We start from the raw sequence: 13,990 nt of genomic DNA on the forward strand, positions 1-13,990 counted from the left end.
TCCGCAGTCGAAAGCTGTCATTGCACATAGACCGGTACCATCGCGGAGGTTTCGTCGCGGTAGGGCAGGCGGATTTGGAAGCGGTGCTCACCGCTCTGGATCGGCCAAAAGACGGGTCGGTCGGGGTCGGTGACGGCGAAGGGCTGGCCGTCGACATACCAGACGATTTGCGGCACATGCGGGTGGACATCGGCCTTCAGAGGCAGCCGGTCTAATGCGGCCGGCTGTTCCGGATTGCGCCAGATCTGACTGTTGCGCGCCGGCGTCGAGATGGCAAGATGGATCTTGGGATCGGACGCGTCGGTACTGGCGAGCGAATAGCTCTGGCTCCGCCCCGCTGTTGCACTGATCGGCAAAGGGTTGAGGCTGGCGTCCGAACGAAGCGATAGCGCAGCCGCCTTCGGCATCTCATCGGGCTTCAGCCATTCCACCAGCGTCTGGCTGCAGCTATTGTCATTCGTCTGCCCGTTGACGACGCATACCTCCATCGGTTTGCGGTCCGGCGGCGTCGGAAAACGCGCATCGGCGATGTCTCCAGGCTTGTTGCCGTGGACCCGGTCGATAACGGCGTGCACAAGTCGGGCGGCAGTGCCGGCGCCGGTCATCCGGCTCATGGTGCCGTCATCGCCCCTCCCGATCCAGACGCCGACGATGACCTTTTCCGAATAGGCCACGGCCCAGGCATCCCGGTAACCTTGCGAGGTGCCGGTCTTGATGGCGACCGGGAATGGATATTCCAGCGTCCCGTAGCGGTGGAAGCTTGGCAGCCGCGCCTGCGGATCAGACAGGAATGATGTAATCAACCGGGCCGTATCGAGCGAAATGACCCGCACGGGCTGCGGCTGCGGCTGTTCGCGCGCCCAGCGCAGATCCTGCAATTGGCCGTCGTTGGCGAGCGCCCCATAGGCCCGCATCAGCCTGTCCAGGCGTGTGGGCAATGAGCCGATCGCCATCGACAGACCGAAATAGTCGGCCGGGGTTTCGAGGTCGTGCAGACCGAGATCGCGCAAGAAGCGGAACGTCGTCTCAAGACCGATGCTACGCAGCAGATTGGTCGCGGGCACATTGCGCGAATTCGCCAGCGCCTGGCGGGGCAACATGGGCCCGAGGAATTCGCGGTCCGCGTCGCCGATGCCTGAGGCGCCTTCCGGCAGATCGAGCAGCATGTCGGTCGGCTTCAGCACGCCGCGCTCGAACCCCAGCGCATAAATGAAAGGTTTGAGTGTCGAGCCCGGCGAACGCTGCGTCCGCGTATAGTCGAAGGCGCCGGCATGCCTGCCGTAATAATTGCTCGAACCGACCTGGGCGAGGACCTCGCCGGTTTGCCGCGACACCACCATGACCCCGACTTGCTGCGCGCCCGCAGAGCGCCAGCCATCGAGATAGTCTCGCGCGAGAGCGGTCACGTCGGCCTGCAGGCCAAGGTCGATCGTCGTGTGGATCAGCGGCGCAACCGCGGAGGCAGGCGCTATCTCGCCGTTCTCGATGAGATCGTGATAGCGCAATATCAGGTGCAGGGCGTCCGGGCGGCGGGGCAGGGCGGGCATCCGCATGTCATCGAGCTGGCGGTGGGCGATCTCCGCCTCGTCAGCTTGAATGATCTTCTGTTTTGCCAGCGCGTCGAGGATGTGATGACCGCGCTGAACGGCCCGGCGCAAGCCCTCCGGCCGCAGCGGGTTCATCCGGGTCGGCGATTGCGGGATGGCTGACAGCAGCGCGATCTCGGCCCAGGACAAATCCGCCACCGGCTTGTCGAAATAGAGGCGCGCCGCATGGGCGATGCCGTGGCTGCCATTGCCGTAAGGCGCCAGCCGCAAATATTGCGCCAGTGTGGCGTCGCGCCCGTAACGCAGGGTCAGCAAGACGCCGGTGCCGGCCTCGAGCATCTTGTGCACGAAGGTGCGCGATTCCGGCTGCTGCATCCGCGCCACTTGCATCGCAATGGTCGAGGCGCCCGAGCGGCGCTTGACGGCACCGAAATTTTGCCAGGCCGCGCGGCCGATGGCATAGGGATCGACGCCGATATGGTCGTAGAACCGCCTGTCTTCGAGGGCAAGCGTTGCCTTCACAACGCGATCCGGCAATTGCTCCAGCGGCCAATAGCCGTAATCGATGCGCCCGCCGGCGCCGTCGGCATGGCCGATCTGCGCGAGGAAAGCGCCGCTGCGATCATAGAGGATCGGCGTCGGTGCCGGCGCGATCAGCTGCGCACGCTGATGGATGAGATAGGCATAGACCAAGGCGCCCGCTGCAAGAACCAGCGAGGAGAAAAGAACGAGCTTCGATCGGCGGCGTCCCAAGAGTGTCATTGCTCGGCTGGCTGGCTCCTCGCCTGATATCTTCCCTGGCTGCGTGGACTACTTGGCCACGACGATTTGCACGGCAGCGCTCGTTCCCTGCACGCCCTTCTGGTACATGGTTTCGGCGAAGGCCTGCGGCTGTGTATACGAACCGGGGATCAAGGCGCGCGTCCGGTAGGCGAAGGTGTAGTTGCCCTTCGGAAGCCTCTCGGACGCGCAAAACACCTGATCGTCCCCGTAGGACACCCAATCGGTCGGCAGGCTCGGCGCGATTGCCGGTGTAGCCTCGGCCGGGGCGGTGGCGATGTTGGGGTTGAGAGGATCCAGCCCCGCGGCCAGCGGCAGGGTAAGCGCCACATGGGTCCGATCTTCGGACACGACCAGTTCGACCCTTTCCTCTGACACATCGCCCACCTTGAGCTGGATAGCACCTTTGGCATCGGGGATCAGTTTCTCCAGCGGCGCATTGCCGGCGGGGACGCGGTAGAGCGTGCGGGTCAGGGCAAACCCCCGGCTCTCAGCTTGCGCGCTATAGCCGGCTTCAGCAGAGAGATAGGAGGTCTCCACCAGCGCGAGGGCGGGCGCCGTTCCCGTATTTTGGATGGTAACGGCGCTCGGATCCAGAGTGACCTGTCGCAAAACAGGGTCATTGGCGTCGAGCGCCAGATTTTGAACATTGCCGCTCTGGGTCAGCGTCAGCGGCAAGGGCGTCGTCGGCCTCTGCCAGGCGACCGCAAGCGCACGGATCGCAGCCGACGTCGCATTGGTCGAGCCCCAGCCATCGCTGTCGCCGAGCTGCAGCAAGGCGTTTGTCAAGGCGGGATAACGCGGATCCGTTTCAGAGGTCAGAGCCGCCGCGCGCACCATTTCGGCAAGGCTGCGGGCTTCCGAAGGCAGGATGATCGGGCTGCCTCCATCCTCAGCCTGGCCGTCATAAACCAGCTGGCCATTGCGAGAGAGGATGCGCACGCGCGACCACATCGTGTCGGCGAGACCACCGACAAGACGTTGGTCGGCATCAGGCGCACCAGCTGCGGCCGCCGTCATTCTGGCAACGCTGACATTCGGCATCAAGGCAGCCGAACGGGCGAGTTCGGCCATATAGGCGGGGTCGAGCCCGCCGCCTTCGGCCAGCGCCGTCAGAGCCTCGACCCGTTCGCGAACCTCGTCACCACTGAGCAGATGCGGATAATCCGAGCGTAGCGACAGTTTCAGCACGCTCGCAAGACGATCCGTCAAAGCCTTGTCGGTGGGTTCGCCCGCTTTGCCGGCCGCGACCAGGAAAGAATAGGCCCAGGCCGTCAGCGAGACATTGCCCTTGCTGTGCGGCCAGAAGCCGACAAGGCCGTCGGCATCGACCGCCTGGCCGATTGCCAGCACGGTGTTGTGCACATCGCCGTCTATGCGCTTTTCAAGCTTCGCCGCTGCCAGGATGGGAGCGAAACTCTTGAACGCGACGCCGGAGGAGGCCAGCGATATCCGCTGCTCGGTGGAGCCGTAGGGAGATTCCACCAAAGTGTTGAGGCCGGCAACGAGCTTCACCAATGTCGGATCGGAGGTCAGCGTCATCGCACGCTGGAACGATCCGGGGCGCACATCTCCCTCAGTTGCGGGCAGCGTTTTCGAGCCGCCCGCCGGGATTTCGACGATCTGGTAATGTTTGGTCGGGATGCGGTCTGGTTTCAACGGCAGCGTGATTTCCACGGCGTCGCTGGCGTGGTCGGCCAGGCGCTCGACCCCGAAACGCAGCCGCACGTCGTCCTTGCCGGGCTTTGGCTCGGGCACCTGGGCGAGAATGCCGATATGAGCCGGCTTGTTCTCTTCCCAGGCAAAGGAAAGATCCTTGCTGCCCTCCAGCGTCAATCCGTCGGAAGCAATGGATGCAGCGCCGGCGCCGGCGCCACCCTCAACGACACGGGCAATGATGCCGGCCTCGAATTGGTCGCCAAAACGCAGGAAGCGAGGCAGGGCGGGTTGAGCGACGATTTCCTGTCGGATCAGCATTTCGCCGGTGCCGTAGCCGAAGCGGTCAGGACCGCTGACGGCCTTGGCACGCAGCTTGAAGACGGTCAGCGAGTCCGGAAGCTTCACCTTGATCTTGGCAATGCCGTCGGCGCCGACCTTGACGTCGGGAAGATAGATCGGCACCGGCGTGAAATTCTTGCGGACGGAGATATTGTTGTCCGTGCCCCATTCCTCCCGCTCGTCGCCACCCGGCACCTCGTCCAGAGGAATGATGCCGAAGGCCATGTTGCGGGTGTCGCGCAGCGCCATGGTGGATTGGCGCTTGACGATAAAATTCGGCAGCGGATCCAGCGGCTGTTCCGTTGCGAGCGACAGCACGGCCTGGTCGATCATCCAGAAGGTGGCCTCGCCCGCGATCGGCTGACCGGTATCGTCGGCGAGATGCAGCGTGACCTCCACTTCATCGCCGGGGCGGGCCTTCTTCGGGTAATCCAAGGCAACGGCGACGATGTTCTTCACCGGTTTTACCGTCACCGTCTTCGTCGCGGCGATCGTGACAGGCTTGCCCTGGTCGAAGGGCGCGTTCGGCGAGGGGATGCTGGTCTCCAGCCGGCCGCGCATGATGAGGAAGTGCACGGGAATTTCAGGCGTATACTCCTTGCGGACCGGCACAGCATAATGACCGTATCCATCGGCGATATCGACCCAATCATAACGGAACGTTCCCTCGGGCTCTTCGACGACGGCCAGCGCACGGGCTGTCTGGAAGGGCGATTGGATCAGCAGATTGGCGGTTTCTCCGGGGATGTAGCTGTCCTTGTCCGTGGTCACGACCGCGGTGCGAGCGGGCGGCTGTGCCCAGGTGACCGGCGTGGTGCCGCCGACGAAGAAGTCGACGCTCACCTGCTGTCGGCGGCCGATCCGGTCGCTGGCCTCGAGTTGAATGACGTAGACGCCCGCATCCTTTGCCTCGAGCGCCAGGGTCTGGATATCGCTGGTGCTGGTAATCTTGCGCTCCAGAACGGTCTCGTCCATGACCTGCGTGACGTACTTCGCCGAACCCTGGCTGAAGTCGCTCGCCTGCAGCGTCGACGTCCAGTTGCGATGGATCAGCCGCGCCGTCATCTCCAGCCCGGCGACGGGATCGCCATTGCCGTCGACAGCCAGGATCTCAGGCTCGATGGCGCCGGGCGTCGGCACGTAGCGCGGCACCTTCAGGCCAAGCACGAAAGGCGGGACGGCATAGACGGTAGTAATGCTGCGCACCTGCAGATCGTCGTCGCCGGTAACGGTCGCCTCGACCATGTAGCGGCGGGGTTGCGCCGTCGGCTCGATCGTCGTGTCGAAGCTGATGCGCGAGGCGCCGCCGGCGTCGGTGCTGCCGTCTCGTTCCAGCGCGGGCGAGGATTTGAACTCGTTGCCGCCGGAGTACCGGGAATCCGTCGAAAAAAGGAAGCCTTCGTGGCCAGGCGGCGTCCAATTGTAGGGATACTGCACGGCGCGCCAGCGAATGGGACGATCCGCCAGCAGGCCGCCGGCGAAATAGCGCGCGACCAGGTCCACGTTGAAGGAGGAATCGAGAGGCACGGTCTGCGGATTGTTGAGGACCACTTCGAAAGTCGGCAGGCGATAAGCCTCCTTCTTGAAGGAGATGCTGCCGCATTGGACCCTGTTGTCGGCCGCGCTGCTTTGACTGCCGTCGCTCTCGGCGGTCTCGGCAGTATCGGCCTGGCTGTCGCCTGGCTGCGCCTCATCGGTATTGCCGTCGCTCGGACCGTCGGCGTTCTCGTCCTCACCGGAGGTCTGCGCCGGTTGAGTCTGGTCCGTAGCCTGCGCGGTGTCGCCCGGCTCGAAGTGAACTTCGTAATCGCCGGTCGCCGGCGTCTCCGAGTCGAATTTGTGATAAAAGCCGCCGAACGCGTCCAGCCGCACCGGTACGCGCCACTCCTGCTGATCGGGGCCGGTGATGACGATCTGGCCGCCTTGCGCCGGCAGCGTCAGGTGGCCTCCGAGGTAGCTTCGGACATATCCCTTGATATGCACCGGCTCCTCCGGGCGATAGATCGGCCGCTCGGTGAAGACGTGGCAGAGGGTGCGGCTCTGCTCGGTGCGGCTTTCCGCGGGATTGGTGGTCCAATCCAGCCAGGCGGCGGAGGGTTTGGTCCAGTTGTCTTCAGCATATTGGGCCGGGGCATGATCGGGATCGACGACCAGAGTATCCAGCCCCTTCGTCACGATGACGCGCCGGATCTTCGCGTCGGCGCGCTTCTGCAGCTCCCAGGAAAAGAAGCCCTGCGCGTCTGTCGTTCCTGCCGCAAGCGTGACGAATTTGCCGTCGCGCAAACCGTCGAGGCGAATTTGCGCCCCATCCATCGGCTTGCCGCTGGCAAGCGAGGTGACGGCAAAGCGGACCCGGTCCGGCTCCTCCACCGCGCTCAAGGTCAGGTCGGTGACCTGTACACGAAGCCAACGCCGGGTTTGGCTGTCCACCGCGCGCAGGCCGACGAGATAGCTGCCGGGCTGGTCGGCACCGGCAATCCGGGCAAAAAGCGATTTCAGGTCCAGGCCGAATTTGGTGTCGACGCCGCCCTTGTGAATCGGCAGGTCGACGAACTGGGATATGGCGGGCGAACCCAGGGCCTTGACGCGCGCCTGGATCGCATCGGCTGAAATCTCGTCGTTGTCGGCCCATTTCTGCGGCTCCTTGCCGGGCAGAGGCGGTGCTTCGTCGTCATCCGTATCGAGGTCGGATTGCGGGAAAGGCCAAAAATCGCGCGACAGCGGATCGATCGCGTGGATGCGCACATCGGCCCTGTCATAACCGCGCCCGCGCAACGGCACGAGTTGTGGGCCAAAACGCTCGACCACACCCTGCGACGCATCCCAGATGAGCGAAGACTGTTCCGGCGCGAAGGCGAATTTCTGGCCGAAGCCGTCAGCCAGCGGTCTGCCGCGGTCATCCGTCAAGGCGCCGGCAGCGACATCGAGCGTGTAGACCTTGTCGGTGAGAAAGCGGCCATTGACATAGAGACGCCCATCGCTTGCTTCCGCCGTCAGATCGTCCACCGGCGGAGAAATGCGCAAGGCGTCCCGGACCGAGAACTGTTCCCCAACCACCGGATTGCTCGAAAACCGGAAGATCATGCCGCGACCCTGGCGAGTGGCCGGCGCTGCATCGGCATTGTCGGCGGCGTTGCCGTCATCATCGACCGCGGCGCTGTAATCGCTGACGGTCGCGTTGGAGGTGCAGCGCATGATGCCATCGCTCGTGGTGGCGTCGAAGCCCCGCCCGCAATCGGAACTGGTCATGGTGAAGGGCACGGCGGTGCGCACGCGCAATTCAAAGGTCTGATCGCTGAAATCCGGCGTATCGGCAAGCTTCAGCCGCAGGATGGCGACGCGGCCATCGGGTACGCTCTGATGCAACTTCACCACGTAGGATTGCTGATCGCCGCGGCTGTTGCGTTCAAGCGGCTGGATATCGAAATCTTGCGCCCCCAACATCAGACCGCCTTCGTCGCCAATGCCGGGCGCCGGACGCAGCTCGATCGACAGCAGCCGGCTCAGCGCCGCGACATCGACGGGTTCGGCAAAGGTCAAGGTGATCTGGTCAAGCTCGCTGACGGGATCATCGGTTGCAGCCGGAGCCGTCGATACCGGCACCGGCAGCAGCGGTATCAGTTCCGTCTCACCGCCGGCGCCCTTGTCATGATCCAGCATCTTGACCTTGACGCGGGCAAGGGGCTGCCACTTGTCGGCGGGCCTGAATTGCAGAGCGCGCGGGCCGAGCCACTGCCAGGCACCTGAAACAGCCGGTTCCATCGTCACGAAACGCTCGGGCGAATCTTCCGCGCCGCCGGTTGCGGGGCCGGTATCCGTGGCAAAGAAAATCGTCACGGGATCATAGGCGCGCAAAAACCTCTCCGGCACGATTTTGACGCCGTCGGCGCGCTGCAGAACATCCAGTGCCGGCGAGGGAGCGCCTTGCTGCGCGTGACCGCTTGAGATCAGCGTTGAAGACGCAAGGGCGAGGGCAATGAGAAATGCGATCTTTTTCATTGGTTTCACTTCGATCCCATGGGCTTCAGACCGGCACGCTGCAGATAATCATTGATAATTTCGGGCGGCGGGCCCGCCGGCGGTGGCGACAATCCAACCACCGAAGGCCTGACGATGAGTGTCGGCGCGTTGGCCGGTGCGCGTGCTTCCAGGAGGTAATAGCCTGCCGCAAGTTGCTTGAGCTGATTGACGCCTTCGCCGAGCGCCTGGCCCTTGGCATCCAGTAGCCGGCCGATGGCAAGGTCAGGATCGGAACGCAGGCCGACGCCGATATTGCCGCTATTCCTAACCTCGAAGCCGAACAGGGCGGTCGCGCCCGGTGCAAGCACGACCGGGGCTCCGATGCCGTCATTGACCGGCACGACCGGTGTCGCCGTCATGTCCAGGCTGCCCGACAAGGGGCCTTCATGCGTGGAATAGAGTGTCAGGACCGCCTCACCTGCTGCAAGACAGCGGTGGAACTCCGCTCCCGTCGGAAAGAGTTGCATGTCGCGGTGACCATCCTGCTCCAGGCCGACAATGACAGGTGCGTCGGTGCTGACGTCGAGCACCATCGGCTGGGCCGGGTTAAGACGGAAAGCCATGGCTTCACCCTCGAGCTTTACGCTCTGCGGCAGCGTCATCGATTTTGGTTCGGGCTTCGGCCAGGGCGACTGGCCGCCACGTTCCAGCCACAGCGCCACAAGGCCGGCGCCGTGATCGACGATCAGCTGACCGGGTCCGGAGACGGAAATACTTTCCCCGCGCAAGACCCGACCGTCGGCCCCGATAAACGTCGCCGCGCCGCCGGAAACGTTCAGGACATCTCCCTTCATGGCATCAACCACGATTTCTTCCGATCCGACCGTCCCGAAAAACCGGCGCTTGATCTGATCGTTGCCGAGCGCAATTGCTTGTCCCGGTGACAGGCTGACGCGCGCCGAGCCGGCATCACCCGTCAGATTGACGAGCCAGATCTCCTCAGTCGACGTCGCGATGCTGCGCGACAGGGGAGCTGCGGCCGACCAGACGTTCAACAGCTGAGAGGTTGAGGTGGCGGAGACGACGGCGATCCCGGGCGCCAGGTCGAGCGTCAGCCGTTTCACCCCAGTCGCCAGCTTTACCGGCTGCGCGCTGAAGGCTGGAACGGTCGTCGTCAAGGGGCCGTTCAGCTGCACCGCCTCGAGTTCGGCCGCATCGATCGGCCTCAGCCGCATCTGCAGGCTTTCATCGCTTGCGGCGTTCCAGATGTGCAGATCCTGATTATCGGAGAGGGCGACCGCGCTGTTGAGGCCGACACCCATGCCGCGTCCGGCCGTGAGGCCCGGCTGGCCGAAGGCCGAATCCGCACGCCACAATCGAACCTTACCCGGCAAGGCAGGGATGGCTGGAATAACCGCCTGATCTCCCGGCGAAAGCGTCAGCGCGATCTCTGCATCGGGTTGCGCGGGGCTCACCCGCACATGGCCGGCGCCACGGGAGACCAGCCATAAACGATCCGATTGCGGAGCAAAAAGTCCCGATGCGGCTGCCGTGAGCGGACGATCGGCACTTGCGCCCGCAAGCAGATCGGCGCTGGCGCCGAGGTCCATGAGGCCGGCCGACGGCGCATGCGCGAGAGCAACGTTGAGAGAGAGATCGAGGCCATCGATGGCCACGGGCTCCGAGGCGATATCGCCGGGCTCCCGCATATCGCCAACGATGCTGCGCGCGGCGATCTTGATGGGTGCTGCCCCACCGTCGAGGGTCCAGACCGATGCGCGCCATTGTGCATCCCCCTCGGAAGCGGGCCAAGCGATAAAGGGTGTGCGGCCACGGGCAAGGGTTTGCGGCTTCCAGCCGCCATCGGCATCTCGTTTTTCGACGGAGAGAACCAGGTCGCTGGTGGACTGCGCCGCAACCAGCGTGAGCCGATCCTTTACATTGGCCGGCAAGGGACCCGGCAGAGGGAAAATAAAGACGGAGGCGCCGTTGACGGAGGCACTGCCGCTCTCTGCAAGCGCCGGCTGCGCTTGCTCCTGCGGCAGGGCGAACTGAACCTCGATATCCCCGAGATCGGCCTGGTCGTCGCCTTCCCCCTGATCATCGCCGTCGGCTTCTTGATCGTCGGGATTATCATCCGCTTGGCTGCCGGCCGTGCCGGATGCTGCCGCCTGATCAAGCGCCAGTGTATAGGATCCGGCCGGCAGGCGGGTGGACAGCGCGATGTTCCAATCATCGCTGCGCCCCGTCAGGCGTTCGAGGACGGCGCCATGTTCGTCCTTCAGCACGCCCTTGATTTCGGTGCGGCCGAAAGTGCCGAGGCTGACGACACGGTCCGTCTCGACATTGAAGGAAAGCTCGGCCGGCAGGTTGACGAAGCGCGCCTCGCCCGGCTGCAGATCCCTGGTGTTCAGGGTAACCTGGTAATCCAGCCGGTCATCATGGGCGAGGCTCGTGAGGTCGATGCGATAGTGCCCGGCCTTCAATTTGCCGGTAAATTGGGGCGCGGCGACAAATCGGGCGATCTGCTCCTTGTCGTCACGAAACAGCGTGCCGATCATGCCTTCGGTCAGATCGATGCTGATATCCGCATCGGCCAAGAGATCAAACGTCCAGCCGTCGGCAACACGCGCGTCGCCCTTGCCCTGAGGCTCGCGCCACTGAAATGCCTGGCTCTGATTGAAGGCCAGCGGATGCGGTCCGTGGCCCTGCAGCTGCGGCGCGTCGATGACGGGTCTTAGCCGTGCGACAAACCGCGTGTCGACGTCGCGCGGCAGGATCACGAGGCGGTAATGCCCCGGCGTGAAATCCTGACTGAGACTGGAAAGTGGCCCCGGCACTGTGAGCGGCCATCCCTCGGCATCCTCGAGGCGAGCAGTAAGGTCTTCGCCGAGGGAGTAGAGATCAAGCTGATAAGATCCCGCACGTGTTATCTCGATCGGCACGACGGCGCCGCGCCCGCCGGAGAGAATGCCTCGGCTGGTGCCATCGGCGACCAGGGTTGCCGCCGTCGGAAGCGAGGCCGGCGTAACGGCGACGCCAAGATGGCCGGAGGAATTCTGCACGGAGAGGCCGACCTGATAGGTTCCCGCGCGCAGATAGGTTTGCAGCAGCGCATTGTGGCCATCGCCATTGTCCGACGCTTCCCCCAGCCCCGGCAGGAATGACGTGCCAAGGCGCAGCGATGTCTGCAAACGGCCAAGGGTTTCGATGCGGTAAAGCCCCCCTTCCGCCACCTCGAGCCGGTAGGATTTCTCCGCGTTCTCGGCGAGATCGAGAAACTGGGGTTGGCCGGCAATCAATGGGGATGCGGGGGGCGGGGGTGCGATCTGGCGCGCTGCGGCAGCATCAGGCTGCCAACTGACGACGATCGACCGGGCAGCGGAGGGAACCGGGAAGCGCAGGGTCAAGGTCCGGCCTTTTGTGTCGACGCGCTCGTTGCTGGTCGCAAATGCGACCGATGTATTGTGCATGTCGATAGCGGCGATGGTCCCGCCTGGAGGTACGTGGACGTCGATCTGCAGATCCGCTGGTGACGCCGGCCGCGACAGGACGTTCGCATCGTCATTCGCAGCACCTTTGGCCTGCGGCACGGGCGCCGGCATATTGGACATTGGCTGATCCGGCAGAGGTTGCGGCTGTGCCGCCGCATCGGCGGGCTGCCAGAGCGCCAGTGGCCGCAACTGCAGATCGGCGGGCAAGGCCACGGCACGAGGTCCCGTCAGCAGACCGGGCGCGGCATTGGCGATGATCTGGTAGCGCGTGGCCTTTTCGGCTTCCCGGATGCCAAAGGAAATGGTGGTGCGCGCCGGAGCGGCGGGTTGGACCGGTGGGACGAGGCCCGGCGTGCCGAAGGTGAGGTCGACGATGCCGACGGCATTGTTATCGGGCAGCAGGCGCAGCAGATAATAGCCGGCGTCCAGATCGAAACGATCAGGATTGCGGCCGTCGACGCGCGGAGCATTGCCGACAAGAACCGGGCTGATGTCGGCATGCAGGGCAACGCCTGAGGTGCGGACCGCGATCTGGCCAGCTTGCGTCATCTCGAACAGCAGCGACGTCGGCCCGCGTAAATTGAAGCGCCGCCGCCAAGCCTGGCCCGGGCCGAGATGAGGCAGGTCGGACGCGACGATCGTGGCTTTGCCCCCACGGTCCTGGCGCAACAGCAGGGCCGTGGCCGGAATTTCATCGCCGCCTTCGCCGGCAATGTCGAGACTGATGAGATTGGCCACTGAGCCTTTAAATTGGGTCTCGGTGCCGAATCGAAGCCCCCGAAGCTGGAAAGGCTGGCCTTCATAGCCCGAGACTTCGACAATGCTCGGCTGGCCGTCTGTTGAAAGCGAAAGCGTGGCTGTCGGTTCGCGGCTGGCCTTATCGATCACGGCACTCTGAAAAGCCGTCGCCGTTTGGGAAGTCCGACCGGCCCGGAGCACCGCCGGCGCCGATTGCGGCAGCTCCAGACGGAAGGTATCGAGATCTGCCGGCGCCTCGAAACGGATCGAGCCGAAGGGTCCGATGACATTTTCGGCTATCCCTCCGGCCAGCGAAAGCTGCGCGCCGGTGCGAATATGGAATGGCTCTGCGGCGTCCGCGCTAGTCCAGACAAGCTTCTGACCGCCATAGGCCGTCACGAGATAGCGGCCGGCCTCGACCGTTCCCGTCAGCGTCGCCCGGCTCATGGGGAGGCCCGGCTTCAATTCGAAGATCGACATTTTCGGCGAGAGATCGGCAATATCGGTGCCGTTCCGCCACAAGCGCAGATCCTGCAGCGAGCGTCCGACCGCCTCGATATCGACGCGCCCGGAATCGGGAATGTCGATCCAATAGGATCTTTGCTGCAGATCGCTGAGATCGGCATGGATGGGGGTGAGCGAGGTCAAGGCGGCGTCGGGCTGTTCAAGCTCCTGATAGGCTTGCGCGGTGAGCTTGACGTCGCCGGCGGCTCCCTTGGCACCGAACACACGGACCTTGTAGGTGCCTTTGTCGAGCAGGGCATCGATCCGGCCGTCGCTGACTCCGGCTGCGCCCATGCGGTCGCCGGGGCCGGCGATCATGTCGACAAGCTGCAGCGCCACACCGGAAGTGCTCTGCGTGCGGATGGTGATATGGCCTGAAGTGTCGACGGTCAGCAAGGTGCTGCCATCCTGATCCGCAGGCAGTTGATCCGGGGCCAAATGCGGCTGCGACACGAGCCGGGGCGGCGCTTTTAAGGGCGCGGGTTGAGGCGCTGCGACGGCCGCCGGCGCCGATGTATCTTGTGCCGCCGCCGGCTGTGTCGTCGGTGCTGTTGATGGTGCAAGCTCGACGGCAGATTCTGGCGGCTTGCGGCTGGGAGAAGCGCCCGCTGCCACAAGCGCCTCAAGGCGCGTCTGGTAGCTTGTTGCCAGGCATGCCGTCAGCCGGCCCGGATCGGTGTCTACGCAGGATTTGTTGCGGTCCGCCAACCAGCGGCGCTGCTGCTGGCGTAGATCGTTCAGCCTTGTCGGGTCGCCGTTGAGATCCGCCAATGCCTGCCGATAGGAGGCTGCCAAGGCGGTGTCCTGGGCAATCAAGGCAGGGGAGGCACAAATCGCCTTTTCAATGGCGGACTGCGCTTTGCCGCAATCAAAGGATTGCGCATGGGAGGCCGCTGGGAAAAGACAACCACTGAGGGCAACAAGCAAACGCAGGCGAGAGATGAAAGCCATGGATAACTCGTTTTTTGA

3 protein-coding genes are annotated in these 13,990 nt (G+C 64.2%); all 3 read right to left on the minus strand.

What is annotated here, in order from left to right; translation table 11 throughout:
* Positions 1-17 precede the first annotated feature (17 nt).
* The 3 genes from K6N12_RS03335 to K6N12_RS03345 are packed head-to-tail and all read right to left on the minus strand — an operon-like array spanning position 18 to position 13,972.
* Positions 18-2,309 carry a transglycosylase domain-containing protein gene (locus K6N12_RS03335; RefSeq protein ID WP_245426886.1) on the minus strand — a complete coding sequence of 764 codons (2,292 nt, stop codon included), beginning with the start codon at positions 2,307-2,309 and terminating at the stop codon, positions 18-20.
* Between the two features lie 48 nt (positions 2,310-2,357).
* Entirely contained in the window at positions 2,358-8,324 is a 5,967-nt protein-coding gene (locus K6N12_RS03340) for an alpha-2-macroglobulin (RefSeq protein ID WP_222148737.1), read from the minus strand.
* 5 nt (positions 8,325-8,329) lie between these two features.
* The gene (locus K6N12_RS03345) at positions 8,330-13,972 is read right to left on the minus strand and encodes a lysozyme inhibitor LprI family protein (protein ID WP_222148738.1); all 5,643 of its coding nucleotides are present in this window, start codon (positions 13,970-13,972) and stop codon (positions 8,330-8,332) included.
* Positions 13,973-13,990 lie beyond the last annotated feature (18 nt).

It is taken from the genome of Rhizobium redzepovicii (assembly GCF_019793435.1).
Taxonomy (GTDB): Bacteria; Pseudomonadota; Alphaproteobacteria; order Rhizobiales; family Rhizobiaceae; genus Rhizobium; species Rhizobium redzepovicii.

What these genes read in the sequence shown, in the direction of transcription:
- K6N12_RS03335 (WP_245426886.1), bottom strand. Translation starts at nt 2,309, where the DNA reads ATGACACTCTTGGGACGCCGCCGATCGAAGCTCGTTCTTTTCTCCTCG.
- K6N12_RS03340 (WP_222148737.1), bottom strand. Translation starts at nt 8,324, where the DNA reads ATGAAAAAGATCGCATTTCTCATTGCCCTCGCCCTTGCGTCTTCAACG.
- K6N12_RS03345 (WP_222148738.1), bottom strand. Translation starts at nt 13,972, where the DNA reads ATGGCTTTCATCTCTCGCCTGCGTTTGCTTGTTGCCCTCAGTGGTTGT.